The sequence below is a fragment of the Kitasatospora sp. NPDC058406 genome, from assembly GCF_042722765.1.
Classification (GTDB): domain Bacteria; phylum Actinomycetota; class Actinomycetes; order Streptomycetales; family Streptomycetaceae; genus Kitasatospora.
This window is the reverse complement of the sequence record NZ_JBHXKE010000076.1, coordinates 10,072-36,735: the sequence shown is the minus strand read 5'-3', so window position 1 is coordinate 36,735 and position 26,664 is coordinate 10,072. Positions and strand designations below refer to the sequence as shown.

The following is a 26,664-nucleotide window of genomic DNA, read 5'->3' as shown; positions in this document are numbered from 1 at the left end:
GTCTGCTCCGCAGACATGACGCGCCGTCACTAACGTGACGGAGTGACGTTGCGTGACTCCGTCACGCGGATGCGGAGAGTAGTGATGTGCGGCGCGTGCCGGGTGTGGTGGGGGGTGGCCGGCCCCGGGCCGGGTGCCCGGTCCGGCTCTCGGCGCTCCGCACCTCGGGCCGGATCCGGGCTCCCCTGCCCTGGCAAAAGTGCAGGTCAGTGGCGGTTTAGGCGCACTCCGTGCGCCAGGCTGACCGGGAGGGGGGCCTCGGGCCTGTGTTCGGCGTGCGGGCCCGTTCGGGGCGAGGAGGCCGGCCCCTCCTCGTCGTTGCAGTTTGTCACCGAACAGGGGTGGGCGCAACCCCTCGCCCTCTCGTGCAGACTCCGACACACAGTGGTCTACACCTCTGTGAGTGGTCTAGACCGGTCTGCCATTGATTCTGCCCATGACAGGCCGTCAGATCCATTGTGGCGGCGTATCAGAAATCCACCGTCAGCCGATCCCGCCACAGGCGGGGTGCCCATCCCACAAAGCATCGAGTTCCCGCCCCGACCCTGTATCAGCAATCCGCCGTCAGCCGATCCCGCTAAAGCCGCCGTGCGTCTGCTGCATTGCATCCGGCAATCGGGTGCGGTCGGCTTCCATCGGCCGTTCACGATATCGCGCGAATTGCGGGTAGAACCGTATCGCCTCATATTCTGCCGTCCCATGCGAATTTCCCATGAGTTCCGGGCGTGGAAATGGCCTGCCTCGGGGTGTGCCCCGGGGCAGGCCGTCGGGGAGCGTCAGCGGCGGTTGGCGAGGCGGTCGGCCAGGGCGTCGGGGCGGCGCGGGGACCACTCGTCGGTCTGCGCCGGCAGGTCGTCCACCTGCCCGGCGAACAGGGGCGCCAGCGCGGCGTGCAGCGCCTCGGGGGAGGCGAGCAGCGGCACCGGGAGCGGCTCCCAGCTCCAGGGGGTGATCTCGCTGTCCTCGTTGACCAGTGCGGTCCAGAGCCACCCTTCCTTCTCTCCCCAGGCGACGGTGAGGCCCCAGGGCCAGTGCTCGGCGTCGACCAGCGGCGACAGCATGGCCGGCGCCGTTCGGGCGCCGTGCGCGTCGTACTGGGCGGGGACGAGCTGGTCGGCGGGCATCGAGGCGGCCTCCGACGCGGTGGCGGGGCGCGGTTCGGTGCGCCGGTACCAGAGCTGGATGGTCAGCTCGCCGGCGACGTGGTCGGTGTACCAGTCGTCGGGGGCCCGGTGACCGCCCGGGCCGTCGATGTTGGCCACGGCCTCGGCGTACGCCTGGTGCGGCAGAACGCCGAGGCCGGTGGTGGTGATGGTGTCGCTCACGGGACCTCCAGATGAGTGATGAGTAGTCGGATCCTGCCGGAGAACGGCCCGCCGCCGACCGCTGATTCAGCGGTTGGCGGCGGGCCGTTCCGATCCGCGCCGGGGGCCGCTACCCTCCGGCCGCGACCCGGCGCAGTAGGAGGAGGAGGCGGTCGGCGGTGCCGGGCGGGGTGGGGCGACGCGGTTCGCCGGTGCGCGGGTCGAGGTCGGCGCGCCACTGGGTGGCGGCCGGGCGCAGGCTGTTGACCCGGCCTTCGGGCAGCAGGGCGGTGGTGAGCTTGAGGCGGCGCAGGGCGTCGTGGAGGGGGTCGAGGTCGCCGGGGGTCCACAGGACGACGGTGCGCTCGGCGAGGAGGTTGGTGAGGTCGGCCAGGGCGGGGGCGGGGTCGATGGCGTGGGCGGGGGCGCCGGGGGTGCGGGGGCCGGTCAGGCGCAGGGTGCGGTCGTGGAGGGTGGCGCCGTCGCGGTCGAGGACGGTGATGCGGGCGGCGGCCGGCGGTCGGGGGGTTCCGGCGGCGGTGGGCTCGCCCGGGGTGTAGTCGACGGCGAGGACGACCAGGTGCTCGTCGTCCAGGAGGCCAACCGCCGAGGCGGCGGCCTGCCGGGAGTCGGCGGCGGCTTCCTGCTGGCGGGCGCGCAGGCGGTCGATGTGGGCGCAGGTGTCGCACAGCGCCCGCCCGTCGGCGCTCTGGGTGCAGGGGGTGTCGGGGTGTGCGCCGCAGTCCTGGCAGGTGCGGGGCTTGGTGCGGCGGGCGGCGGCCGCGGCGAGCTGCGCGGCGGAGGCCTGGGTGGGGATCGACTCGCGCACGTCGTACAGGTCGAACGTCGCCTTCTTCCCCAGGGCGTTGCGGGTGTCGATGGTGGCGCGGGCGGGGCCGGCGGGCTGGCGGGGGAGGTCAAGTTCGGCGAGGCGGGTGCGGGTGGCGAGGTGGGTGGGGACCTCGCCCCACCAGGTGTACACGGGCAGGGTCATCGGCTGCTCTCCTTCTGGTGGTGCGGCTGCGGCCACCACCTGGTGGTGGTGGCCGCTGGGAGGTGGTCGCCACGGCCTCGGACCGGTGGCCGGGGCCGGCCTCTCGGGTCGGGGCTTGGATCCTTGGATCCCTTGTGTCAGGCGCCGAGGCCGATGTGGGAGACGTACTGGTAGGCGCCGTAGTCGCTGTCGAGGTCGCTGATGATGTCGTCCCAGATCTCGGCGAGTTTGTCGGCGTCGCCGGTGGTGAGGGCGTCGACGGCGTCGTCCCAGACGTAGCGGACCTGCAGGGGGCGGATGCGCAGGTTGTCGCGGCGGCGGTTCTCGTCGACGACGTCCTGGTTGATGGGGTGGATCTCGACTTTGGTGCCGCGGCCGGCGTTGTTGAGGTGGGCCTTGAACACCGCGGGGCTGTTGAGGATGTTGGCGGCGCGCAGGTTCCAGTAGGCGGTGTCGATCGCCTCAAGGTTGGCGGGGCGGGGGCGCTGGGTGCCCTTGGTCCAGGCGCGCAGGGTGGCGGGGACGGCGGTGATGCCGGCGTCGGCGAGGGCTTGGGCGCCGCCCTTGTGGGTCATGAGGTAGCGCATGCGGGCGGTCAGGCCGCGGCGGGTGGTGGGCGGGGACTTGATTCCGCCCTCGATGATCATGCGCTCCAGGGCGTCTTCGAGGGCCCGGCCGAGGGCGTATTTGCCGTGGACGTTTCCGGGGTCGCGGTCGGCGCCGTAGCGTCCGAAATTCTTCCATCCGTCGGTCGACATTTCAGGCGCTCCGCTTCCGGGTGAGAGGCAGGGTGTACTGGTCCTTGAGTTTCATCTGGGTGGTGAGTCGGCCCTCGGTGAAAACGCTCCGCCAGTCGGTTTCGCCGGTGACGTGCAATTCGTCGGTGCCGCGCAGCCGGACAATCACGATACCGGCCTTGTGGGCACGGTGCGCCTTGTACCAGAGATTCGCGAATGCCTGGGAGCGGATGATGTGCATCCAGTCGGGTCGGCGGATGTCCCGGTTGAAAGTGGATTCTCCGATAGTGGAGGCGAATTTCGCGTACATCGCCTTGACGTACTTCTCGGTGATCTGGTCGCCGTCCGCGATGGCGTTCTCGCGGGCCTGGGTGAGGACCCTGCGGAATTTCTCCAGCAGGCCCTCGCTGGAGCCCGACGTCCAGGCTTCGGTGATGTGGGGGGCGTCGGCCAGGCCGAGCTTGTGGCAGCGGATCAGCAGGCGCACGGTGGCGCCGTCCAGGAGCACGGGCCCGGTCTCGTGGCGGTTGCCGATCGGGTCGGGCAGGTCAGGGTGTTCCCAGGTGGGGCGCTTGGGCAGCAGGTAGATGCCGCTGCGCTTCGGGTCGAATCCACCGTCCGGCTGGTGGACCAGGGCGCCGATCGGCAGGTGTGTCTTGAGGGCGCTGCAGTAGGCGGCGTTGGTGTCCAGGACGTCCACCGCCACCTCTGCGGGGTCGCCCCGGCGGACCGACTCCATCAGGGGCGTGTTCTCCCACTTGTGGCGTCCCTCCCACACGTCGTCGGCGCCGCTGCGGGTTTTCTTGGAGAGGAATTCGAGGCGGTCCGGATAAACCGTGTGCTCGTAATTCCCGCCGACCCGGGTGGCATCGAAGAGGGCCATTCCGTTCGGGATGGCGCGCTTCTCCAGGGCGGTGGTGGCGGCCTCGGTGTCGCCGTCGTGCTCTTCGAGGGCCTGCTCAACGGCCGAGGTGATCATGTCGAGGTAGTAACCGAGGTCCCGGCCGGTCCCGGCGTACTCCGAGCGGGACGCGGCGGCGGACGGGGCGGAGGCCGGCCGAGCGGCCCGGCCGGGCACAGCGGCAGCGGGCGCCTGCGCCGGGGGTGCGGCGGGGGCCTGTTCGGCCGGGACGGGGGCGGGCGTGCTGTTCTCGGCCGTGGCGGCCTGGACGAGCGCGGCCACCGAGGCGGCGGGAGCGGCCTGGACGGGTCCGGCGCCCGAGGCGTCGACGGTGGCGGGGGTGCACCAGCCGCCGAGGTGGACCGGGCGGCCCGCGATCCGGTGGCGCACTGGGCGGCCGCACTGCTCGCACGGCGCGGCGGGGTGCTCTGCGGGTTCGCCGTCCGGGCCCCGGTCGTAGTCGACGGGCCCGGCGGCGGGGGCCGGCTGCTCGGTGACGGCGGCAGCGGGCTGCCCGGTGGTGTCGGCCGGGGCGGCGGCGAAGGTGGCTGGCACCGGCACCTGCTGTGGTGCGGCGGTGCTGGGCGGCCAGGTCATCGACTCGGCGGCGCGGGTGGGGCCGGCGAGCAGGTCCAGCGGCGCCAGGCCCCAGTGCCGGGCGAGGGCGTCGACCTCGTCCAGGGTCCACGCCTGGGCGCCGCTTTGGCGCCGGCTGACCTTGTCCTGGGTGAGGCCGATGCCGGCCGCGAGCTGTGCCTGGTTCTCGCCGGTGCGCTGCCGCAGGGCGGCCACGGTGAGCCGGAGCGTTTCCAAGGTACTGAGTGCCATGCTGGCACTCTATCAATTCTGCATGGAGAATTTCCATAGATTCGGCGCGGATTCACTGCATCGAGTGGTGTAGGGCTGGTCGGTGACGGCGCGCCTCCCGCTACCTGTAGCCACACAGCCGGCAGACCCAGCACCATGTGGTGCTGGGCCTGCCGAGGGTCGAACGTCGCACGGGGCAAGTCAGGAGACAGAGCGGACGGTCCTGCGGCGGCGGGCGTCTGCGGGCGAGGTCCGACGGGGCTTGTGGGCCCGTTCATCGGCTTGCGCCGTACAGCGCGGCCGGAGCGGGTCAGATCTGCCGATCTGGGTCAGAGAAGGTCAGGCCACCGGCGGCGAGCGGGCGCCAGGCCAGGGCGGCTGTGGGCTCGCTCTCCCCGGGCGGCTGGCGGAAGTCGGCGCCCTGCTCCACCGTCAGCAGCCGGCGCCCGCCCGACCGGGCGGGTACGGGAGCGTCGGCGGCGGGCTCGGAGAAGGCGGGCAGAGAGAGCGGTCGACGGTCGGTCATGATCGCCAGTCTGGCAGCCCACACGGGCGAGCTGGGCCAAACCGCTATCACCAGTGGTAGCGGTTTGACCCTGCTGGGAGGGCCAAACCACTACCAGCAGTGATAGCGGCCTGGCCCTGGCCAGCAGGGCCAGAGCGGGTTGTTTCAGATCCTCAGAACAGAGCGATTAAGTCTCTGCGATCACCGGTGATGGTCCTGGACCCGCCACAGAACAACGGCCGGACCGGGCAGCAACCCGCCCCTTCAGGCACAAGCCGTCTGCTGTGGTCGCTACGGCCGGCGGGCTATCCGAGGCGACAACTTCTGGGGGCTTCTAACCCACATTCCGCATCGCCAGTTCGTCAGCCGGTGCCGGACGGAGCTGGCAGTCAGCCAACGTTGCGAAGCCGGACGACCTTCGGGCGGCGCCCGAGGGCATGGTCGCTGAGCCGGAAGTAGCGGACGTTGTTGAAGCGGTCGTACTCATCGAGCCAGCCGGCCTCGACGAGCTCCTTGCGGATGCGAGAGAAGACGGTGGGGGCCCACCCCATCTCCTCGGCCAGAGCCTGCCCGGTCTGCTGGGTACCGGTCCTGCCTGCGGGCAGGGTGGCATAGAAAGCCAGCAGCAGCCGCTGGTTGGGGTTCAGGTCCCTGGTGCGACCGACCACAGCGCGGACCTCGTCACGGATGTCGCTCACGGTTGCCATTCTCCTCGGCTCAAGCACTCTGTACAGCCCGGATCGCACGGGCCGCAGAGTTGATGTGGGTGAGGAAGTTCTCCGGCTGCACACGTTCGTCCTCAGCCGGGGTGACCAGGAGATAGCCCTCCGGCTCCTCGGTCAGGCCCTTGATGTGAGGCGGATTCCACCCCTTGAGCTCCTCCCGGTGAGCGTAGCCGCTACCCCGGAAGACCAGGTACGGGGTGATCTCGTAGAACGGGCTGCGCCCGACGCTGCCCGACTTGCGCAGCAGACGGTCCTTGACCAGCTTGCGGATCATCCGGGTCAGCGCGTCGGGAGAGAAGCCCAGCTCCTTGCCGATGTCCGTGACGGTCCGATTCACCAGTTCCGGCTTCAGCAGAGTCGCGCCGCAGTACCAGGTGACGACCCGGATCTCGGCGTCAGTGCGGCCGGAGGCCCGGGAGCACAGCGACACGAAGCGAACGAGGCTGAACGTCCCGTACGCACCGCCGTACCCAAAATCCGCCTGCGGAACGGGCTCGCCAGTGTCGGTGTAGATGAGCCGGGTCGGCCGGTGGGCCATCAGGCTGCTCCGTTCCTCGTGCGACCTTGATGCTGTGTGGAGGTAATCCGATCCTGGAGTCGGATCGCGTGCACTCACCCTACATGTACGAATCGGCAAGGCGAGCCGATTCCAGGGTCGGCTCGCCTTCGTGTCGCATACATGTACCCATTGGCAAGGTGAAGCGATCGCAGGATCGGGTCATCCGATCCCAGGATCGGGTCAGAAACCATTGTTTTCCCAGGTCAGAGCCACTTTTGGTCTCTGCACCCTCTATCGTTGATATTCCGTGGCATGTGCGGCTCACTGATCAGCAACGGCGGTGGGGGTCTCATGAACGCTCAGCAGCGCTTCCTTGGCCACCGGCACGGTGCCTCCGGCGGACTACCTCGCCTGCCGCTGCCGCCGCCCGGGTCAGGCTCCGTTGCCAACTTCCTCGCCGCATCGACGGGTGTGTACCGCGCCGATCACGAAATCGCGGCTGCCGCCGCGACCGGGCCTTGACGGCCCTTTCCGCGCTCATGGATCACCAGGCGGGCGCCCGTGCAGGGCTGGCCCGGTGGTGACGGGCCCGGCCGGTCCGCAGGTCCGCGTCGGCGGGCCTCAGCTCTGCTGTCGGTCGTCCTGGTGGCGTTCGCGATCTCGTCCAGGTGGGTGGTGACCTGGGCTTGTGCTCGGTGGTGGGCAGGCCGTCGCGCTCGGGCAGGCCGGGTCCGGTAGGTACCCGCGTCGGCACGGGCATCCGCCACCAGGTCGAAGGGCAACTGGACAGGTCGGGCCGCCCGCGGCCCGACCGGTGCGCTGTCGGCGCGTAGCGTCGATGGCGCAGTCCAGGCGGCAGCCGGATGGTCCAGCGCATCCGGGCGCTGGCCACGGGTGCGGGGGCGGAGCACGCCGCGCCCAGCCAGGCCCGGGCCGGCGGGCCGCGACGGTGACCAGGTTGCCGCCCGTGCCCGGCCGTCCGGCAGGGCAGGGCCGGTCACCGGCCGGGGTGGAGGAGAGCGAGGGGGAGGTCAGTCGTCAGGGGTGATGTTGATCGCGTCGCACCAGTAGCAGGTCCACTCCGACGGCAATCGGTAGCTGTGGACACTGAAGAAGCCCAACGGCTCCCCGTACACCGAGTTCGTCGCGTCGCACGACCAGCAGTCGTACTCGAAGTCCATCTGTCCCCTCCCAAGCTGGCCTCCAGGATGGCGGGCCTGAGGGTCGCCGGGGAGCTGATCGCCGGTTGTGGCTGGAAGGTGTGCATACGCTGAAGGCCGGCCCCTCGCGATTCGAGCGTGAGGGGCCGGCCATGTTCTGGGGTGGCGGTGCTGTCGGGTCAGGGTCCGGCGATGATCCACGTCACGAAGACCGAGGCCATGCCCTCGTGGTAGCGGTAGACGACGCTGATGCGGTCACCGGAGTCGGAGGCCGGGTCGGTGCGGAAGGTGTAGTCGTCGACTTCGGGGTCGGTGCCTCCGGGCACCGGGATACCGAGCCGCGGGTACAGGGCGAGGCGTTCGACGATCTTCTCTACGGCGTCCAGCTCGCCGGGGCGCAGCGCGGCCAGGGCCTGTTCGGCGGCGTCGGAGAGGAAGACGTGCAGCGGAGTCGGCTGTTCGGGCTGAGCGTCGGTCACCGGTCGCCGCCGGTGGCGCGCAGTCGGGCGAAGACGTCGGCGGCCGGGGTCCACTTCTGGCCGCCGATGGGCGCTGCGAGGGAGGCCATGGCGTTGGGGCTGGTGCGCAGGGCCAGGCGGTGGCGGTAGGTGGCGATCACCTCGGCGACCGCGGCGAGGTCGCCGATCAGGGAGGAGTCGAGGGCGGCGGCCAGGTCCTGCTCGAACTGCTCACGGTCACCGGGCAGGCCGTAGCGGGAGAGCGCGGTGCGAAGCTCGTGCAGGGTGGCCGGCCTCGGGGCGGCCGGGGTCTGGTGGTCGGGCTGAGTGGTCACCTGATCCTCCTCCTGGGTGGCGGCCGCCGGGACGGCGGCCGCATGGTCGACGGTAGCGGTCGACGGGTGCTGGTTGGGGCGGTCCCGGTCACGCGGCCCCGCGGCCGGACTGTTGGTGCGCGGCCGTCCCCAGCGCCATGACGTCACGGTCGGGCGAGACGCCCTGAACCGTCCGGCCCCCAGGCCGAGTCCCACAGAGGACGACCACCCAGTACGACGGCATCCACCCGATATGACCGAATCAGCGAAACTTACACAGAACCAGTTTCCCGGGCCATAGAGTCGCTGGTCAGAAACTCTGTTCCCCGCACCTGCGGGGGTGATCCCGCAGAGGACTTCGACCGGGTCGATCAGGTCCGCTGTTCCCCGCACCTGCGGGGGTGATCCCCTGACCTGCTCCAGCTCAGGTACTGTTCCCCGCACTTGCGGGGGTGATCCCGCCACCGGGCCCGTCCACACCGGCTCCGGCGACTGTTCCCCGCACCTGCGGGGGTGATCCTCGCTGTGGGCACAGCACAGGGAGGACAACGAGCGAACGCCGGGGCCGGGCAAAACGATGTCCGGCCCCGGGGTGACCGGCCGTCAGAGGGCGCTCAGGGCCTTTCTCGCGCCTCCTACAGGCCGAGGTCTGACGCCAGGTTGGAGCCGGGGGTCCGCCGGGCAGTGTCGGCGGGCCCAGCTTCGATGGCGCCGATGGGGGTGAAGTCGGGCTCGTACGTGTCGTCGGTGAAGCGCCGGCCGACTTCCTCGTCGCGGGTCATGTCGACGAACCGGCTGTAGTGGCCCTGGAAGGCGACGGTGATGGTGGCGGTGGGGCCGTTGCGGTGTTTGGCGACGATGAAGTCGGCCTCGCCGGCGCGGGGGGAGTCCTTGTCGTAGGCGTCCTCGCGGTGGAGCAGGATGACCATGTCGGCGTCCTGCTCGATCGAGCCGGACTCACGCAGGTCGGAGACCATCGGCCGCTTGTCGGTGCGCTGCTCGGGTCCGCGGTTGAGCTGGGACAGGGCGATGACCGGCACGCCGAGCTGCTTGGCGAGGAGCTTGAGGTTGCGGGACATGTCGCTGACTTCCTGCTGGCGGTTCTCCGCGCGCCGGCCCGCGCCCTGGAGGAGCTGGAGGTAGTCGACGATGACCAGGTCCAGGCCGCGGCGCTGCTTGACCTTGCGGCAGCGGGCGGCGATGGACAGCGTGGACTGCACGGGGTTGTCGTCGATCAGCATCGGGGCGTCGGTCATACGGCTGATCGCCCGGCTGGAGCGCACCCAGTCCTCGTCGGTCATGTCGCCCGAGCGCAGGTGGTGCAGTGCGACCTTGCCCTCGGCGGAGACGGCGCGCAGCTGGATTTCCTCGCGGCTCATCTCCATGGAGAACAGGGCGCAGGTGAGGTGGTGGCTGATGCTGGCGGAGCGGGCGATGTCCAGGGCGAGTGTGGATTTGCCGAGGGCCGGGCGGGCGGCGATGACGATGAACTGGCCGCCGTGGAGGCCCTGGGTGAGCTGGTCGAGGTCGGCGAAGCCGGTCGGCACGCCGGTGATCCGGTCGCGGGTGTGTTTGCGGTCCTCGACCTTGCCCATGGTGATGTCCATGCCGTCCATCAGCGGGCCGGCGTTGTCGTCGGTGCGCTGCTCGGCGAGGGCCATGACCTCGGCCTGGGCGGCGTTGACGATCTCGTCGACGTCGCCCTCGGCGGCGTAGCCCATGCCGGCGATCCGGGTACCGGCCTCGACCAGCCGGCGCAGCACCGCGCGCTCGTGGACGATCTGGGCGTAGTACTCGGCGTTGGCCGCGGTGGGGACGGAGTTGACCAGGGTGTGCAGGTAGCCCGGGCCGCCGACCCGCTGGAGCTCGCCGCGCTTGGTCAGCTCGCCGGCCACGGTGATCGGGTCGGCCGGCTCGCCGCGGGCGTAGAGGTCGAGGATGGCGCTGTGGACCAGCTCGTGCGCGGGCCGGTAGTAGTCGGCCGGCTTGAGCACCTCGACCACGTCGGCGATGGCGTCCTTGGACAGCAGCATGCCGCCGAGGACGGACTGCTCGGCGGCGAGGTCCTGCGGGGGCACGCGCTCGAAGCCGTCCCCGCTGTTCTCGCCGTCGCCGCCGGCCTGGCGTCGGCGGCGGGGTCGGCCGAACCCAGTACGGGGCGCGGGGACGGCGCTCTGCGGGCCGAAGTCGTTGTCGGGCTCCGGGCCGCTCCAGTCGTGCTCCGCCGTCCCGGCCTGAGCGTCGGGGTCGGCGGGGCCGTCGGGACCGGTGGTCTTCTGATCGGGTACGTTCATCGTGATCTCTCCTAGGGATCGGACGGCCGCCGGGGCCTGGCGAGGTTGAACCGGCGGCCGTCGTGCTGCTCGGAACGGGGAACGGCGGAGGTCAGCCCGCCAGGTACTCGGCCCGCCTGACGGACTGACGGCGGGCCTCCTCCGCCTGGCGCGCCGCCGCCTCGCGACCACGGTCAGCGGTCGTACGGGGCTTCTTGCCGCGCTGGATCAGCGCCGCCAGGACCGCGCGGGCCGACTCGTCGTCAATGCCGCGCTCGGCATCCAGCGCCCGACGCTGGCGATCCACGACCTCGTCCGCCGCGCACTGACGGCAGCCGGCCGCCTCCAGGTTCGGGTGCGACGGGCACGGGTCGACCAGCCGACGCCGGACGGACTGCGCAACCGGCTCGGCCGGAGCACCAACGTACTGAGCCTTCGTGGCCTCACCCAGACCCACCCACGAAGGCTTCTCGACCGCCATCCACCGCGCCACCGCGATCAGCCAGTCCACCGACTTGCCCGCCTTCACCAGAGCGGCGGCCGACACCCGGAACTCCTCCAACGCGCCCTGGCGGCGGTGCGCACCGACCCCGGCCTCGACACGGGCCTGCGACCAGGCCGCCACGATCCGGCCCACGGCGGCAGCCGGCTCCCCTTCCGGCCCGCCGACCTCGTCCGGGGCGACCGGAGCAGGCCCGGGCACCGAACCGGCCTCGGCAGCAGGCCGCGCCGCCGCCGAAGGCGCGGCCTGCTCGCTGTCGCTGTTCTCGGTGTCGATCTTCTTCTTCTTCTTCTGCGTCCCGGCGGAGGCTGCCTGGACGGCAGCGTCATCGGAGAGGTCCGGAGAAGAAGAGAGGACAGAGTTAAAGGACAGAGTTGGGGTGCTTGAAGCACCCGGGGTAGGTGCTTCAAGCACCCGGGTGCTTGAAGCACCCGGGTCAAACTCGGTCGAATCGGGCGAAATCTCAGGGGGGGTGCTTGAAGCACCCGGGGTGCTTGAAGCACCCCCCTCGGTGCTCGCGGGATCCGTCGAGGCGCCCTTGGTGTCCTTCTTCGGGCGCTTTGTCCCTTTGTCCGCGCGCGCTTTCTTCGCTGGCGCCTTCGCGAGGTCGGGCCGGTCCTCGGCCCGCAGCGGTCTCAAGCCCCGGTCGACGCGCTCCTGGTTGACCTTCTCCATCTGGTCGGGGCTGTAGAAGGAGAAGGGGATCATCAGGTCGTACACCTTCGGCCTGAACTCCTCAGGGATCCGCCAGGCCGCTTGCTGGTCGCCTTCCCGGATGATGCCGCGGTCCTCCAGCGCGTTCAGGCGCCGCGTGACCGTGGACTTGTCGCACAGGGCGGACCTGGCCATCGTGTTGCGCGACGGGTAGGCATCGGTCCCGTCGCCGTTCGAACGGCGAGCCAGCGCGATCAGGATCAGGCGCTCGTACGGGTCCGACACGGGCGAGTGCTCGACAGCCCACTGAACAGACAGGAAGCTCATCGGGCCACCGCCGGACCAGCGGAGACTGCCGGGAGCAGCCCGGCCTGGTCGGCGGGCGGGGAGGTGCGGGTCGGGGCGGTGTGGTCGCGGTCGGCTTTCTGGGGCGGGCCGGGCTGGTGGACGTTCACGCCGGTGGTGGGGCCTGCGGGACGGGTCGCAGTGACGCGGCGGCTCCGCAGGGTGACGGGGCTGTGCAACGGGAGTACTGCCTCTCCGCCGTTGCCATCCCTCCAGTACCAGACATTGTCCGCCAGTTCGGATGAGATGAGACGGGTGTCTCTCGCACCGAACTGGGGAAGCCTGGTACCGTCGAACCACAACGGCTCCCCACGTGGGGGTTTATATGCGAAGCGCAGCGGCCCAACTTTGGCGAGTGGGGGCCGCTTCGCTGTTTTCGGACTAGATGACGCCCACGGGCGGACGTCCGGTCGAGCCTATCCCCGCAGGGACCTGACCAGGGCCGGTCACACGCCCGCGTGCCCAATCTGGTCGAGGCCCAGGTACACGAAGGCCGGCTTCGGGTGCATCAGGAAGTCGTGATGGGAGATGTTCCATCCGTAGGCCCCAGCCATGGCAAAGGCGACGACATCACCGACTGCGATGTGATCAATCTCGACGCTCCGGGCGAAGACGTCCTTGGGGGTACACAGCTGTCCGACGAGGGTCACGGCCGCGCCGTGCACGAACGGCCCTGTTGAGCGGCCTCGGCTGATGATGACGTGGGGCTGATTGTGACCCTTTGTTACGGGGGTCCGCAGCTGCATGGTGCCGCCGCGGAGTACTGCGAACCACTCGCCGTGCGCGCGCTTCACATCCAGAACCTGGGTGACATACGCGCCGGCGTAGGCGGTGATGGCTCTGCCGGGTTCGATGCGCAGCGTCTCGGAGGGCCTGGCCAGTGCGGCTAGGCCCTTCCCATAGGCCGCCCAGTCGAAGACATCAGTCGGGTCGATGTAGTCAACGGCCATGCCGCCACCCAAATTTATCTCGGGATTGGACACCCCGGAGTCGGCGAGCCACGGTCGGGCCCACGCGAGGATCGCGGCGGACTGCTGCAACATGGCGGCGGCGTTCAGGCCTGAGGCGAGGTGCGCATGAATACCCCGCAGCCGCAGTTCAGGGGAGGCCGCCAGAATGGTTCGGCAGCTCTGGATGAGTTCGGGATCCATCCCGAATGGTCCGCTCATTGCGAGGGCGGCACCGGCCCGGGTGGTGGCCAGGTTGACTCGGAGCATGATGTCGATGCTCTGCCCCGCCTGCTGAGCGATGGCGGCGAGGCGGGTCAGCTCGTACGGGCTTTCAACGTGAATGCGCTCCACACCTAGGGCCAGTGCCAGTCGGAGCTCCGAGTCCGTCTTGCCAGGGCCTCCGAAGTTGAGTCGGGCCTTGGGCAGGACCTTGCGGACATGCTCAAGCTCCCCGCCGGACGCTACTTCGATGCCGTCTACGAAGGGGGCCACGGTGCGAAGGATTGGTGCATCAGGGTTCGCCTTTGCGGCGTAGAAGATCTCCGTGCTGGTCGGCAACGCGTTGCGTACTGCGGCGACATGATCGCGTAGTGCCGTCATGTCATAGACGAAGGCGGGCAGCTGGTCGGTGTCGCCCAAGCGTGAGGCTTCGGCGGCAACGGCGGGGGTGATCATGAGGAGCCTTTCAGGACAGCGGGATGTCGTACTCGACGGTCAGGTAGTGGGCCGGGGTCACCGTGGTGGTGACCTCGACGACCCGCCCATCCGCGGTTCGGCCCACGTGGAGGATGTCGGTCACCGTCCTCTCCGGGCTGATTTCCAGGAGTGCGGCCTCGGCGTCGCTGGGCAGGCGGCTCGGGATGATCCGTTCCCAGGCCGCCGTCTGGCGATGACCGAGTTCTGCCAGCGCTGACTTGATACCCCCCGTGATGTTGGGAGCCGGATCTTCGAGGACGGTGTCGCCAGCGATCGTGAGAGGAACCCAACTTGCATTGATCCGGACAGGAATGCCGCTGGCCAGAAGGCGGCGTCGTCGCACCAGGCAGGCCTCGCCAGCGGTCAGACCGAGGGCGTCCGCGATGTGGGCGGGCGGCTCGGCACGCTCCACGGCGATCTCGTGGCGCGGTTCCAAGCCGAGCGCCTTCACCTCGGAGTCGAACGCGCCACGCGCGCCGTCGCGCTCTCGGGTGGCCTGCGAGTAACGGGCGGCCGAGTGCAACATCGGCGGCAGCCAGGTGACGATCGTTCCCCTGCCCTGCTGCGGGCGCACCAATCCCTGGGCCGCCAGGAGGCCGAGTGCGCGGTTTACGAGACTGCGAGATGCGCCGTAGCGCGTCGCCAGCTGGGACTCAGGCGGCAGCAGGGAGGCCGGCGGATAGACGCCGGAAGTGATCTCTGTGCGGAGCGCGGCCGCGATGTCGCGATAGCCGGTCCTCTGGCCTGGTTCCACGGGAGTCTCCTTATGTCGGCTGGGCGTACAGCTGCATCGTAGCAAAACGCCAAACGTTTGGCTTCTGTTGACAGTCGAGGGGGGTTGGTGCATGCTGTGGATGCGTCAGAGGCCAAACGTTTGGCATCTGGGGTTGCAAAACATCCTCATAGCTCTGCCTGCGTTCTGTGCCGAAGGTGACCATCAGCCCCGGAGGCCCGCAGGAGCACCACCAGCAGCTGTGCTGCCCAGGTCTCGCGGACGATCCGTCGCTCGTGAGGTGTGGAGAACACAGCCCCTGCCCCGTCCGTCCCTTCGTGTTCGGGAGACCGTGATGCGCAGCAACACCCGGCCGGCTCTCCGGCTCAGCACCCTCCGCCCCCACCACATCGAGATGACCCCCGGCCGCCCGGCCGCCCTGGTCTGCCCCGACTGCTCGCGGTGGCGCCGGATCAACCGCGGCCGCATCCAGCCGCACACCCTCGACGACGAGTCCACGTACTGCCAGGCCAGTGCGCAGCGCGTCGAGCGGGACGTGACACCCGAGAAGTGGGCGCTGGCCCTCGCCGAGGGCGTCGCGGACACCGCCTCCCGCCGGCCGACCAAGGTCCTGCGCAAGGTCAAGGCGCCGCAGCCCCCGGCGATCACCAAGCTCGCCCCGGCCGAGCCGACCGCCGACACCGCCCACGCCGCGTACGTCGGGCACCGCAGCCGATGCGCGGCCTGCGCCGACCCGAAGAGGCGCTGCACCGACGGTCGGCGTCTGGGCGCCACCTACATCGAGCTCCTGCGCCAGGAGCCGGAGCGCCTCGCCGCCCAGGCCCGCGACGAGCGGGAGCAGCGGGACGAGGACAGCATCCAGGCCCATGAGCAGCTCCAGCGACGTCAGGCTCTGTGGGCCGAGCGGTACCCGGCGGCCGAGCAGGCCGCGCTGGAGCGTCGGACCGAGGCGGCCGCCGGACACGGCGACACCCGCCGCCGTGTCTACGGTCCCGGGATCGTGATCGAGCCCTACGACACCGAGACGCAGCCCCTGCGGGCGGAGGCGGTGCTCGCGGCGAGCCCGATCCGCAAGGAACGCGCCGCCGCCTGACCCACCGACACCAGCACGAACCGCCACAGCGGCCCCCGACCCGCGCACATGGGTCGGGGGCCGTTGTGGCTGCTCGTTCGCAGCACAGAGCAGCAGGAAGGCCCCGGGGATTGCAGCCCCGGGGCCTTCGTTCGGCCGTCCCTGCCCACCTGCCCAGACGAGAGGACACGACCTGTGGACACCATCATGGCACCCGGCGACGCCCCGGCGAGCCTGCGAACCACCGACGATCTCGACGACCTGTACGGCCGCTACTCGGTCCGGCTGCTCGCGGCCGCCGCCGAGCAGCTCGCCGCGCTCGGCCCGGCCGCCGCCGACCTCGACGAGGACCTGGCCGACGCGGTGTGGGACGACGTCGCCGCCGGCCTCTACCCCGACGGCGCCCGCGGCCTGGACGGCCTGCTCGTCCTGCTGCGCGACAAGGTCCGCCAGGTCCGGGCCCGGTCGCTGGCCGCCAGCGAGGCGCTGCGCGAGGTCGTCATCGACCTCGACGACCTGGACGACCTCGCCGACACCGAGCCGCACGCCACGATCCGCACCGTCCGACCGCTCCCGGCCACCGTCTCCGCCGCCGTCGCCACTCTCCGCACGCTCCCGATGGCCGGCTGACCGCCATGTCGTACCTCAACCCCGGGATCGCCGCGCTCCAGGCCCAGACCGAGGCCAACATGGCCGCCGCCCGCGCCGCCGCCGAGGCGGCCGAGCGGGCCCGCCGGCAGGCCGAACAGATCCGCCAGCAGCAGGCCGCCAGCCGGGCCGCCGCCCAGGGAGACACCAAGTGACGATCAGCGACCCCGCCACCGTCCGGTCCTTCAGCGGCAGCGGCAACCCGGGTACCCCCGCTCCGCAGGACGACCCGCCGGTCACCTCGAAGAAGGGCGGCCGGTGAGCAGCCCCGAGGACCAGGCCTGGACTCAGCGGCAGATGGACGAGCTGCTGCGCCGGGCCCGCGAGATGCACCAGCGCGCCCAGGCCGAGAAGGCCGGCGGACAGAAGTAGCCCAGCCCCCTCACCCCTCGCGCCGCCGGCCTGGTCCGGCGGTGCCCCCCAGAGAGAGGACCACACCCGATGACGTCCGAGGAGTACGAGCGTCGGCAGGCCGAGCTCGCCGAGATGTTCGCCGCGTACGAGGAGGCCGACCAGGCCGAGTACGTCGCCTACATGGACGAGCTCGACGCCCGCGACGTCGCGGCCTGGGCCGACCCGGTCCTGGAGCAGCCGGCCACCGGCGGCGCGCTCCTGGAGCAGCGGCACGTCCTGGACGAGGCCGCCCACCCCGACCTGACCGCAGCGTTCCGGCGCCTCGCCGCCCGGGTCTGACCGCCGGCGGTTGCTGTCGTTCGCCGCCGCGCCCCGCCCGAACCGATCGGGCGGGGCGCGGCGGGGTTCGACGGTGCCCGACGACCAGGAGCACCAGCAGGCCGGGGTCGTCCCGGCCGCGACGAGGAGGCAGCACATGGCGCAGCAGGAGATCCGCAACTCGGCTGAGGTCGCGACCGTGGCCGGGGCCGTGGTTCAGATCGGCACGGCGACGGGCCCGATCAACGTGGGCAACGGACCGCAGCACAACAGCACCAGCACCAGCACCAGCGGCAACCGTGTGCACTTCCACGGCGCCGGCGGCACCTACAGCGAGAGCACCGTCACCAGCATCCCGCTCGATCTGGTCTGACACGCCGCCACCGCACCCCTCTGCACTGCCGGACGTTGCCGCCCCGCCCCGGACCACCGGGCGCGGGGCGGGGGCGTCTGACGGTGTCCGACGCACGTCAGCGCCCCGCCCCTCCAACTACGGGAGAACCCATGTCTCAGACCGCCGCCCCCGACCAGTCCCCCGCCGCCTCCGTCCCGCAGCAGGGCACCCACCACTACGTCCTCACCCTCCAGAAGCCGATGCCCAACGGCGTCGGCTACATGGTTTTCACGTCCTCTGGCCACTGCTCGCCGACCGGGATGAGCCGCCACGACGTCTACGCCTGGCTGATCGGCGAGATGGTCCGCCAGACCCCGCACCTGGCCGGCGCTTCGACCTTGTTCTTCGACGTCCAGCCCAACCGGATCTGACCCGCGCCGGTTGCTGTCGTTCGCCGCCGCCCCCGCCCAGCTCCACCGGGTGTGGGGCGGCGGTGTTCGACGGTGCCCGACGCACCCCGCCACAACCACGAGGAGGACCACGTGTTCCGTCTGATCCGCACCACCACCTGGACCGCCACCCGGCGTCGTCTGCTCGACGTCGAGGGCGAGCTGGAGGCCGCCGCCGCCTTCCTCGCCGCGCAGGCCGCCGGCTGGGAGCCGCCGCAGCCGCCCGTCGACGGCGACTTGGCCGCCGTCCTGCGCCACGTCGACACCGGCGTGCGCGACGAGGCCGAGATCCACGCGGCCGACTTCGCCGAGCAGCACCTCGACCCCGAGAACACGCTCGGGCTGGCGATGGCCGAGCGGTGGACCGGTCTGCCGGACGGCAGCGCCGTCCACTACCTCGGCGCCGGCCGGTGGCTGCACTACCACCCCGGCCACCGCGCGGCCGGCACCCTGCGCGCCACCCGCTACCCGGGCTACGCGCTGATCGTCCTGCTGCACAGCGGCTACCCGCAGGCCGAGCCGGTGACGAGCCTGGCCGCTCTGCTGGGGCTGCTCGGCGGCGACCGCATTGACTACCGCGCCCCGCGCGTCGGCCGGCCGGCCTGACGCCGGACGCTTCCCCGAGAGGACGGATCCGCATGAGTACGACGTACGAGAGCCCGCCGCCGCCGGCCCCGCCGGCCGCGGTGAACGGCAGCAGCCGGCCGCTGAACACGCTGGGCCTGCCGGTCCAGGACCGCACCGCCGGCGCCCCGGCCGGGACCCAGGCGCCGGTCGCGGCGGCCGGGAAGAAGAGGGGCCTGGACTTCGGCGGCGGCGACTGGACGCTCGCCGGCGCCGGCGGCCTGCTCGCCGCCGGGGTGTCCACGATCGGCCTGATGGCCTCCTACAAGGCGCTGGAGCGCAAGGCGGCGCTGCCGGTGGCCAAGGGCGGTTGGGCGTGGGAGGACCCGTGGATGCTCCCGGTCGGCCTCGACCTGAGCATCCTGGCTTTCTCGATCATCAACCTGGTGCTCATCAAGGCCGACAGCGAGCTGGCCTGGGTGAAGTGGGTGCCGCGTCTGGGCGCTGCCGCCACCGTCTACCTGAACTGGCAGGCCGCGTCGACGCTGCCCAGCCAGCTCGGCCACGCCGCGCTCGTGTTCCTGTGGGTCGTCTTCTCCGAGGTGGCCGCGCACATCTACGCCGCGCACATCGGCGCGGTGCACGGGCGCGAGCGGATGGACGGGATCAGGTTCTCCCGCTGGATCCTCGCCCCGTTCGCGACGGCGGCGATCTCCCGGCAGATGAAGCTGTGGGAGATCACCTCCTACGCCGAGGCGCTGGAGCTGCTCCAGGCCCGCCAGGTTTACCGGGAGCGTCTGCGGCAGAAGTACGGCAAGCGCGGCTGGAAGAAGAAGGCCCGGGCCAACGAGCTGCTGCCGCTGACGCTGGCGCCCTACGGGCTCACGGTCGAACAGGCGCTGGAGAAGCCGGCCGCCGAGGAGGCCGCCGAGCGCCTTCGCGCAGCCGAAGCTGAGCTTCGGAAGGCCGAAGCGCAAACGGCGGAGGAGCTTCGCCGAGCCGAAGCCGAGCTTCGCCGGGTCGAAGCCGCGGCCCGGATCAACGCCGCCAGGTCCAAGGCCGAGGTGGACGAGACGGCCGCGAAGGCGGCGCTGGAGATCGCCCGGGCGGAGGCCGAATCGGCCGCTTCGGAGGTCCTTCGCAAGGCCGAAGCGGCGCTCCGGCTGCGCGAAGCGGAGGCCGAAGCCGAGGCCAAGCGGATCGCCGCGCAGGCCGACGCGGACGCCCTGAAGGTGGCCGCCGAGGCGGACGCCGCTCTCGCCCGCACCCGCCGCGAGGCCGAACAAGCCCAGCTCACGTGGGATCGGGAGCAGCGCATCGCCCGCTGGGACGAGCAGGAGCAGGAACAGGTCCGGGCGGCCGAAGCGCAGGCGAAGGCCGCCGCCGCGGCGGCCCGCGTGGGGGCCGACAAGGCCCGGGCGGAGAAGGAGCACAAGGAGGCCGAGGCGGCCGCCGCGGCGGCCGAGCGGGCCAAGGCCGAAGCCAGGCTCCGGACCGGCGAAGCGGACCTTCGGTCCGCCGAAGCGATCCGGAAGGCTGCCGAAGCGCAGGCCGCCGGCGCCACCGCGAAGGCCGAGGCCGAGCGCCTGGCGGAGGAGCAGCGCCTGGCCGCCGCCCTCACGGCGCAGAAGGCCGCGGCCGCCGAGCTTCGGGCCGCCGAAGACCGCGAGGCCGCCGCCGAAGCCGAGGCGAAGGCCCGGCTGACCCCGGCGGAGCGCGAGGCGCGCAAGGTCGCCGACTGGATCGGGGCCGAGGGCGAGGGCGTGGTGACGCTCGCCTACATCGAGCGCGAGCTCGGGGTGGCGCAGACCACGGCGAGCGAGCGGCGCAAGCGCGCCCGGCAGATCCTCGCCGAGCGCCTGGCCGAGGCCGGCGCCCAGGAGTGAGCGGACACGGAACCGGACGGGGGCGACCAAACCGCCCCCGTCCGGGCCTCCATCCAACCACCTGACCCGCCCCCCGCAGGGCGAACGGCACGTCACAGCACCATCCGTCCGGCTGCCCGTAGCCGTCCCCGACCACCCCGCACCGGGTGGGTACGGGGGCGGTCACGGCCGTCCGGCCGACACGTACCGACCCGGCCACCCCGGCCGGTCCGAGACCGTCCCTGGAGGACCGCATGAACCCCCACGACACCGAGGACGTCACCGCGCCGCTGCGCGGCATCGCGCAGAGCCCGGAGGCGTTCGCCGCCTACCTCGCCAGCATCCAGCTGGTCCTGCTCGGCATCGCCACCAACCTGGAGACCCTGCGCGACGAGACCCGCGTCCACCTGCGCGCCACCCACGTGGAGGGCGACCGTTTCTACCACGCCCGGCTGCGCGCCCTGCCGGTGGAGCGGGCCCTCAAGGACGTCCTCAGCCACGTCCAGGCCCTCACCCAGGGCCTGGAGAAGACCACGTTCAAGCGCCGCGCCCACGCCGACGACGTGAATTCCCTCCCCGGAAAGCGAAAGGAAAAGGCCCAGGCCAAGGCGCAGAAGAAGAACCGCCCGACCGCCGCGCCCGCCCCGGAAATCGGAAAGGGGGTTCCCGGCGGTCCGGATTCGGGATATGCTGCTCCCGCGTCGATTTACGACCTGGGTGACAGGCGGTCGGCGTGACGCGGCCCCTCACCAGTGCCGAACGCCGAGCGGAATCCCGGCGCGACTGGTATATCGACGAGGAAGCGAAAGCCCGCGAATCCCGCGGCGAGCAGGGCGCGATGGAATTCTGGCTCCGCGTCACCCGCTCGCAGATCAGCAAGGAAGTGAAGTTCGGCCGCACGGACACGTGGGCCGGCTTCGCGCTGGTGCTCCGCCTCTTCCGGGAGGCGATGCGCAAGCGGGCGGCGGGCGACGAGCGGCTGTGGGGCGACCTCCTGCGGTACGCGCAGGACGTCGTGGACCGCACCCCGGGCGCGTGACGATCCGTGACCGACGAGGCCCCGCCGGGCGCCGGCGGGGCCTCGCGCGCGTATCGCGTGCACACGTGCCCGTGCACACGCGTGCACACAAGAGGCCACTGTCTGTCAACCCCCTGCAACGAATGGAGACGACGTGTCCGACGACGATGACGACGGCGCCGGCGGGAGGGTGCTGACGTTCCCCGGCGCGGGTGATCCCTCGTACGTGCCGCCGCCGATCGCGTCCTACCGCGACGCCGTGGCCGAGGAGGAGGCGCATTCACCGGCCCCGCCGGAAAGGCAGGAGGAAAGGACAACGGAACTCCCGGCCGTTCCGGTCATTCCGGCGCCGATGGACCCGGCGGCCGTATTGGCGGCCCACAGGAATGCGGCCACCGCCGTCCATTCCGATTCCGGTGAAATCGGGAATGCCGAATACGAAGGCGGCGAATTCGGGGGCGGCGATTACGTCGTCCAGCGTTCGCTCGCCGACCGGCTCGGTGACTGGCTGGACCACCGCATCGCGATGGGGCAGCGGCGAATGGATACGGAATCCCCGCTCCGTGAGGCCGAGATCGCGCAGCAGATCGCGCGGCTCGAAGCGCAAACGGACCGAGAGGTCGGTCTGCTCGGGCAGCAGGGCAAGTTGCGCGAGGCCCGGGTGAAGGCCCAGACGGAGCGGGCGGCAGCGCACGGCAAGTCCGAGGCCGCCGCCGCGAAGGCCGCGGGCAAGTCGTCCGGCCCCGGTGCCGACGGCGGGCGCAGCCGGCCCTCGCCCTCCGGACCCGGCCCGGTCGGCCGCTCCGGCGGCACCGGCGGGACGAACCAGTCCCCCGGGCTCAAGGGCAAGGACACCGGCTCCACCCCCAGCTCCAAGGGCCGGGACACGGGCTCCACCCCCGGGCTCAAGGGCCGGGACACGGGCTCCACCCCCGGGCTCAAGGGCCGGGACACGGGCTCCACCCCCGGGCTCAAGGGCCGGGACACGGGCTCCACCCCCGGCCTCAAGGGCCGGGACACGGGCTCCACTCCCGGCCTCAAGGGCCGGGACACCGGGGCCGGGAAGGGCTCTGGGGCCCCTGCTGGCGGCCGGGAGAAGCCGGGCCCGGGCAAGGAGACCGGCGCCGGTCCGAAGGGCCGTCAGAACGGCCTGGGCGGCCCGGACTCTTCGGGCGCCGGGAAGCCGAAAGCGGGCGGCTCCGGCCCGGCCGCGGAGCGGTCCGGGGGCCGCGGTGAGCGGGCCGCCGCCCGCCAGGCCGCGCAGCAGCAGCGGCGCGCCACCACCCAGGCCGCCGGCCTCACCGACCGTTCCAAGGACCGTGACCAGGCCCGCGAGCGACGGCAGGCCCAATGGCAGGACCGCCGCGCGAAGAAGGCCGAGCGCGCAGCCGAGCGCAAGGCGAAGAAGGAGGCCGCGGCGGCCGATCCGGAGCGCACCACCCTCGGTGCGGCGGTCGCGCAGCAGGCCCGGCACCGCTGGGACAAGCGCCGCAAGGCCGCGAAGGACGCCGAGAAGGCCGAGCGGAGGAAGGAGCGCGAGAAGGCCGTCGGCGCCGATGACCCGAAGGCCGACCTGGCCAAGGACACGGCGAAGGCCGCGAAGGACACGGAGAAGGCGAAGGTCGCCGAGGAGAAGGAGGCGGAGAAGATCCGGGCGGCCGAGGAGGCCCGGCTGGAGAAGGAGGCCCGGGAGGCGGAGAAGGCGAAGGTCGCCGAGGAGAAGGAGACGGAGAAGGCCCGGGCGGCCGAGGAGGCCCGGCTGGAGAAGGAGGCCCGGGAGGCGGAGAAGGCGAAGGCGGCCGAAGAGGTCCGGCTGGAGAAGGAGGCCCGGGTGGCGGAGAAGGCGAAGGCGGCCGAAGAGGCCCGGCTCGCGAAGGAAGCCCGGGATGCGGAGAAGGCGAAGGCCGCCGAAGAGGCGCGACTCGCGAAGGAAGCCGAGAAGGCCCGGGCCGCGGAGGCGGCGCGGCTCGCGAAGGAAGCCAAGGAAGCGGAGAAGGCCCGGGCGGCCGAAGAGGCCCGGCTTGCGAAGGAGGGGCCGGCCGGGCCGGTGTTCGTGTCCTCGTTCCGTACCGACCGTCCCGGGCCGGGGACGGCGCCGCCCGGCGGCGCGGCGGACGCGGACATCGCGGACGCGGTGATCGTCGAGCCGCAGGCCCTGCCCCGCGCCCCCGAGCCCCACACCCGGCGGCCCGGCACCACCAGACCCGATCCCCAGGAGGACGCCGTGACCACCGCGCAGCCCGCGCACGTGCCGGAGCAGCGCACGATGCCCGCGCAGCACCGCACCGACATCACGTTCGACGAGTACCTGGTGGACATCGCGAACATCGCGCTCGCCGCCGGTATCGACAAGGACCAGGCGCAGGAGCTGGCGACGGCCTTGGGCCTGGTCGCGGACGCGCTGCGGGAGATGGCGGCCGATCTGGTCGCCGACCACAACATCGCCACGCGGGTCACCGACCAGATCGTGGATCTGGCGGACGCCGCGGCCGAGATGAAGATCCAGGCGCAGCGGTGCGCGGAGGAGTGCGAGCTGGCGGGGGAGGCCGCGACGGTGGCGGCCGTCGCGGTGGCCCGCGTCTACCGGGCGGACATCGACGCGATGGACGAGGCGGGTCTCACCGAGGCCTCCGCCGCCGCTCACCACGACTAGCAGAAGGCAGGGAGGAACGCTGATGAGTGAACTCGACGGGCGGCCGGAGCGGGCGGTGGCGCCGACGGATGGTGACAACCGTTTCAAGGCGGTCCAGCACAAGCTCAAGACGTTGGGCACGGCGATGGACGGCGCCGCGACGGAGCTGGAGGCGTTGCAGCGCCGGATGCGCGCGAACGGGGACCGGACCCTTCAGCTGGCCGAGCAGATCGCGTACGCCGAGCTCGACGAGAAGTTCGTCGAGATGACGAACATGGTGTCGCTCGCCCTGGGCGGCGCCATCGTCGAGATCCGCGCGTTGCAGGAGACCGCCCAGGGGGTCGCGGCGCTGGCCCACGAGACGCGCGCCGCGCACTCGGCGTTGTACGGGGGGTTGGACGAGGTCCGCTCCGGGCGGCGCGAGCGCACCCCCAAGCCCGCTTTTTTCGCCCACTGAACGCCCCCGGCCCCGGCCCGCCCCCGGCCCGCCCCCGGTCCGCCCTCGGGCGGTCCCTCGGGGCCGGCTTCGTCCGAGCCCCTGTTTCTCACCCCGGCCCCCGTTTCGAAGGGCGGTCCCGCCGACCCGGCGGGGCCGCCCTTCGCCTTCCCCCCAGGAGAAAAGCCCGTGTCCCTTCCCCGCAGCGTCGCTCTGGAGCGCATCGCGTACACGCTGGCCGCGCCGGTCCTCGCCGCGGCCCCCAACCTCGACCCCCAGGGGCCGGTCAGCACCGTCATCGTGCTCGCCGGCGTGGCCGGCGGCGCCGCCTCCCTGCACGCCCTCGGCAAGGGGGACGGTGCGGGGCGCCGGCTGGTGCGCCTGTCCCCGCTCACCCTGGCCGCCGCCCTCGACCTCGCCGCCAAGTCCACCCCGGGCTGGGGCTGGGACGCGCTGATGGCCGCCGGATGGCTGGCGGCCGGCTGGACGGTGCTGCCGCTGTCGCGCGGCGCCCGGCGCCGGGTGCGCCGCGCCATCACCGCCCCCGCCCCCGTCCCGCGGCTCGCTGCCGCCCCCCGCCCCGCCCTGGCGCCCGCCGCCCACGCGGACGCCTTCACCCGCGGCGTGCGGGCCCTGTGGGAACGCGCCGGCAGCCCGGGACGCACCCACGTCGTCAAGGCCGACCGCCACCCGGGCATGCCGCACGACCTGACGATGCTGCTGCGCGCGTCCGAGCCCGGCCGGGCGATCTCCGGCCTGCGCGAGGCCGACATCGCCGCCGCGTTCGGCATCACCGACGCCCCGGGGGTCATCACCCTGCTCCCCGTCACCCAGCAGGCGGGACGTCAGGGCGGGCCGGGGTGGCTGGAGGTGCGCCTGACCCCCGACGAGGCCCAGCGCCGGCGCACCGCGCCGAGTGACCACGAGCGGTGGGCCGACACGATCGCGACCAGGGGCATCCCCGGGTCGGTGTTCGTCCGCAAGGTCCGCAACAACGAGCGGGGCGTGACCTACTGGACGGCGCACCTGCCCGACGGGGTGCCCGAGCCGCGGATCGACCAGGTCGCCCTGTGCAGGGCGATGGAGGTCTCCTCCGAGGACGGCCGGGTGTTCGTCACCACGGCCGGCTCGGACATCCTGGTGTCGGTGTGGGACTCCTCACCGCTCGCCACGGTGTACCCGGCCACCCGGGACCTGCTCACCCCCGACGCCGATGGGCGCTGGGTCGTGGGCTACCTGCCCAGCGGCCAGCCGGCCCGCAACCGCGTCCACACCGACCGGGGCGCGGCCCACGGCCTCCTGGTCGCCCCGTCAGGCGGCGGCAAGACCCAGCTGATGGCGCTGTTCGTCTGCGCCGACGCGAACTACGGCGCCGTCGTGTGGCTCGCCTCGCAGGCCCCGGACGAGAAGACCACCACCCTGGGCCGGTTCGTCGACCGCCAGGGCACCGGCGAGCTGTACATGGTCCGGGCCATGCGGGCGGCGCTCGCGCTCATGGAGATCCGCTCCGCGATGCCGTGGGCCGACGGCCGGCTGCACGACTGGGACCCCCGGCTGCCCGGCTGCCCGTACGCGCCGCTGTCCGTGTACTGGGACGAGTTCCTGACCGCCGCCCGGGAGGGCACCTACGGCCCGGCGATCATGGACGGTGCGGAGGAGATCTCCGTCAAGGGCCGCAAGTACGCCATCGGCGAGAAGATCGCCGGTCAGTCCTTCTTCGTCCAGGACGGCTTCACGCAGCTGCTGCGCGAGAACCTGTGCGAGAACTGCATCCCGGTCGTGCTGAAGGTGGCGCCGAAGAAGATCACCACGGTGTTCCGCGAGCTCGGCATCGCGAGTGAGGACATCCCCGACCCGCTGCCCCGCTCCTTCTCCAGGGCGGAGGAGGGGCGCATCGACCGAATCATGCGCGGCGAGCCGGAGCCCCCCAACGACTCCAACACCGGCGGCGTCGGCTGGATCGTCGAGAGCCGCAAGCCCGAGGTCCTGCGCACCCTCTACATGGATTTCTCCCAGCCCGTCGACCACCTCTTCCCCGAGACGATCACCCGGCTCACCGACCACGAGATCGCCGAACTCGACGCCCGCGGCCTGTGGTTCGACTGGCAGAACGAGCTCCCCAGGCCCGGCGAGTTCGGCCCCGAGACCGACGACGAGAACCAGGGCGGCGGCTCACCCCGCCCGGGCAAGCCCCGCAGCGGCGGCAAGGGCGCCCCGCGCCACGACACCGTCACCTCCCCCCGCCAGGCCCTGGACGCCATCAAGCACCTCACCGGCGCCTGACCGAACGACAGCGCGGTGGTCCGGACCCGTCCGGACCACCGCCGCGCCCATGGCCCCCCCCCCCCCCCCCCCCCCCCCCCCCCCCCGAACCGGGGGGGCCGACCCCGCCCCCCCCGCCGGGTAGGGCAACACCC

Annotated in this window: 28 protein-coding genes; 13 read left to right on the top strand and 15 right to left on the bottom strand. The window is 71.9% G+C overall.

Annotation, left to right across the window (positions count from 1 at the left end; all coding sequences use genetic code 11):
* Positions 1–776 precede the first annotated feature (776 nt).
* The 14 genes from ACFWOG_RS17240 to ACFWOG_RS17175 form a co-directional block, all read right to left on the bottom strand.
* Positions 777–1,325: a hypothetical protein gene (locus ACFWOG_RS17240; RefSeq protein ID WP_380359291.1), complete on the bottom strand. Its 549-nt coding sequence runs from the start codon at positions 1,323–1,325 to the stop codon at positions 777–779.
* A gap of 109 nt (positions 1,326–1,434) precedes the next feature.
* Positions 1,435–2,298, bottom strand: a complete 864-nt coding sequence (locus ACFWOG_RS17235; protein ID WP_380359288.1) for a hypothetical protein — start codon at positions 2,296–2,298, stop codon at positions 1,435–1,437.
* A 137-nt stretch (positions 2,299–2,435) separates the two neighbouring features.
* On the bottom strand, positions 2,436–3,056 hold the full coding sequence (locus tag ACFWOG_RS17230; protein ID WP_380359285.1) for a hypothetical protein: 621 nt from the start codon (positions 3,054–3,056) through the stop codon (positions 2,436–2,438).
* 1 nt (position 3,057) lies between these two features.
* Positions 3,058–4,764: an acyltransferase gene (locus ACFWOG_RS17225; RefSeq protein ID WP_380359282.1), complete on the bottom strand. Its 1,707-nt coding sequence runs from the start codon at positions 4,762–4,764 to the stop codon at positions 3,058–3,060.
* Positions 4,765–5,053: 289 nt separating this feature from the next.
* Positions 5,054–5,269, bottom strand: a complete 216-nt coding sequence (locus ACFWOG_RS17220) for a hypothetical protein (protein WP_380359279.1) — start codon at positions 5,267–5,269, stop codon at positions 5,054–5,056.
* A gap of 368 nt (positions 5,270–5,637) precedes the next feature.
* Complete coding sequence (locus ACFWOG_RS17215) at positions 5,638–5,946, bottom strand: replication initiation protein, RepL2 (protein WP_380359276.1); 309 nt, start codon at positions 5,944–5,946, stop codon at positions 5,638–5,640.
* Between the two features lie 19 nt (positions 5,947–5,965).
* The gene (locus tag ACFWOG_RS17210; RefSeq protein ID WP_380359274.1) at positions 5,966–6,511 is read right to left on the bottom strand and encodes a MarR family transcriptional regulator; all 546 of its coding nucleotides are present in this window, start codon (positions 6,509–6,511) and stop codon (positions 5,966–5,968) included.
* Positions 6,512–7,503: 992 nt separating this feature from the next.
* Entirely contained in the window at positions 7,504–7,653 is a 150-nt protein-coding gene (locus tag ACFWOG_RS17205; RefSeq protein ID WP_380359271.1) for a hypothetical protein, read from the bottom strand.
* Positions 7,654–7,811: 158 nt separating this feature from the next.
* Positions 7,812–8,111: a hypothetical protein gene (locus ACFWOG_RS17200; RefSeq protein WP_380359268.1), complete on the bottom strand. Its 300-nt coding sequence runs from the start codon at positions 8,109–8,111 to the stop codon at positions 7,812–7,814.
* Positions 8,108–8,425 carry a hypothetical protein gene (locus ACFWOG_RS17195; RefSeq protein ID WP_380359266.1) on the bottom strand — a complete coding sequence of 106 codons (318 nt, stop codon included), beginning with the start codon at positions 8,423–8,425 and terminating at the stop codon, positions 8,108–8,110. The genes ACFWOG_RS17200 and ACFWOG_RS17195 overlap by 4 nt, the downstream gene beginning before the upstream one ends.
* Before the next feature lie 614 nt (positions 8,426–9,039).
* Positions 9,040–10,698 (bottom strand): replicative DNA helicase, encoded by a 1,659-nt coding sequence (dnaB, locus tag ACFWOG_RS17190; RefSeq protein WP_380359263.1) that lies wholly within the window; start codon positions 10,696–10,698, stop codon positions 9,040–9,042.
* A 91-nt stretch (positions 10,699–10,789) separates the two neighbouring features.
* On the bottom strand, positions 10,790–12,160 hold the full coding sequence (locus tag ACFWOG_RS17185; protein ID WP_380359260.1) for a helix-turn-helix domain-containing protein: 1,371 nt from the start codon (positions 12,158–12,160) through the stop codon (positions 10,790–10,792).
* Positions 12,161–12,624: 464 nt separating this feature from the next.
* Positions 12,625–13,803 (bottom strand): type III PLP-dependent enzyme, encoded by a 1,179-nt coding sequence (locus ACFWOG_RS17180; RefSeq protein ID WP_380359257.1) that lies wholly within the window; start codon positions 13,801–13,803, stop codon positions 12,625–12,627.
* Between the two features lie 10 nt (positions 13,804–13,813).
* Entirely contained in the window at positions 13,814–14,578 is a 765-nt protein-coding gene (locus ACFWOG_RS17175) for a GntR family transcriptional regulator (RefSeq protein WP_380359254.1), read from the bottom strand.
* Between the two features lie 313 nt (positions 14,579–14,891).
* On the opposite strand from ACFWOG_RS17175, the gene ACFWOG_RS17170 reads away from it, so the two are divergent.
* The 10 genes from ACFWOG_RS17170 (at position 14,892) to ACFWOG_RS17125 (ending at position 21,200) form a co-directional block, all read left to right on the top strand.
* A complete protein-coding gene (locus tag ACFWOG_RS17170) occupies positions 14,892–15,650 on the top strand; it encodes a hypothetical protein (RefSeq protein WP_380359251.1) in 759 nt (252 codons plus the stop codon).
* Positions 15,651–15,824: 174 nt separating this feature from the next.
* Positions 15,825–16,259 carry a hypothetical protein gene (locus ACFWOG_RS17165; RefSeq protein WP_380359248.1) on the top strand — a complete coding sequence of 145 codons (435 nt, stop codon included), beginning with the start codon at positions 15,825–15,827 and terminating at the stop codon, positions 16,257–16,259.
* A gap of 5 nt (positions 16,260–16,264) precedes the next feature.
* A complete protein-coding gene (locus tag ACFWOG_RS17160; RefSeq protein WP_380359245.1) occupies positions 16,265–16,432 on the top strand; it encodes a hypothetical protein in 168 nt (55 codons plus the stop codon).
* Between the two features lie 286 nt (positions 16,433–16,718).
* Positions 16,719–16,970, top strand: a complete 252-nt coding sequence (locus ACFWOG_RS17155; protein ID WP_380359243.1) for a hypothetical protein — start codon at positions 16,719–16,721, stop codon at positions 16,968–16,970.
* 73 nt (positions 16,971–17,043) lie between these two features.
* Positions 17,044–17,322: a hypothetical protein gene (locus tag ACFWOG_RS17150; protein ID WP_380359241.1), complete on the top strand. Its 279-nt coding sequence runs from the start codon at positions 17,044–17,046 to the stop codon at positions 17,320–17,322.
* Positions 17,323–17,453: 131 nt separating this feature from the next.
* Positions 17,454–17,714, top strand: coding sequence for a hypothetical protein (locus tag ACFWOG_RS17145; protein ID WP_380359238.1), 261 nt, complete (start codon positions 17,454–17,456; stop codon positions 17,712–17,714).
* A gap of 72 nt (positions 17,715–17,786) precedes the next feature.
* Complete coding sequence (locus tag ACFWOG_RS17140) at positions 17,787–18,338, top strand: hypothetical protein (RefSeq protein WP_380359235.1); 552 nt, start codon at positions 17,787–17,789, stop codon at positions 18,336–18,338.
* A 32-nt stretch (positions 18,339–18,370) separates the two neighbouring features.
* Positions 18,371–20,182, top strand: a complete 1,812-nt coding sequence (locus ACFWOG_RS17135) for a DUF2637 domain-containing protein (RefSeq protein ID WP_380359232.1) — start codon at positions 18,371–18,373, stop codon at positions 20,180–20,182.
* A 233-nt stretch (positions 20,183–20,415) separates the two neighbouring features.
* The gene (locus ACFWOG_RS17130; RefSeq protein WP_355406335.1) at positions 20,416–20,898 is read left to right on the top strand and encodes a hypothetical protein; all 483 of its coding nucleotides are present in this window, start codon (positions 20,416–20,418) and stop codon (positions 20,896–20,898) included.
* Positions 20,899–20,999: 101 nt separating this feature from the next.
* Complete coding sequence (locus ACFWOG_RS17125) at positions 21,000–21,200, top strand: hypothetical protein (protein WP_355406333.1); 201 nt, start codon at positions 21,000–21,002, stop codon at positions 21,198–21,200.
* A gap of 259 nt (positions 21,201–21,459) precedes the next feature.
* Here ACFWOG_RS17125 and ACFWOG_RS17120 read toward each other — a convergent pair whose 3' ends face one another.
* Complete coding sequence (locus ACFWOG_RS17120) at positions 21,460–21,873, bottom strand: hypothetical protein (RefSeq protein ID WP_380359227.1); 414 nt, start codon at positions 21,871–21,873, stop codon at positions 21,460–21,462.
* Here ACFWOG_RS17120 and ACFWOG_RS17115 point away from each other — a divergent pair.
* The 3 genes from ACFWOG_RS17115 (at position 21,841) to ACFWOG_RS17105 (ending at position 26,530) form a co-directional block, all read left to right on the top strand.
* Positions 21,841–23,832 carry a hypothetical protein gene (locus tag ACFWOG_RS17115; protein ID WP_380359224.1) on the top strand — a complete coding sequence of 664 codons (1,992 nt, stop codon included), beginning with the start codon at positions 21,841–21,843 and terminating at the stop codon, positions 23,830–23,832. The two genes, ACFWOG_RS17120 and ACFWOG_RS17115, sit on opposite strands and share 33 nt — an antisense overlap.
* Before the next feature lie 22 nt (positions 23,833–23,854).
* The gene (locus ACFWOG_RS17110) at positions 23,855–24,268 is read left to right on the top strand and encodes a conjugal transfer protein TraB (protein WP_355406327.1); all 414 of its coding nucleotides are present in this window, start codon (positions 23,855–23,857) and stop codon (positions 24,266–24,268) included.
* A 168-nt stretch (positions 24,269–24,436) separates the two neighbouring features.
* Complete coding sequence (locus tag ACFWOG_RS17105; RefSeq protein WP_380359221.1) at positions 24,437–26,530, top strand: chromosome segregation protein ParM; 2,094 nt, start codon at positions 24,437–24,439, stop codon at positions 26,528–26,530.
* Positions 26,531–26,664 lie beyond the last annotated feature (134 nt).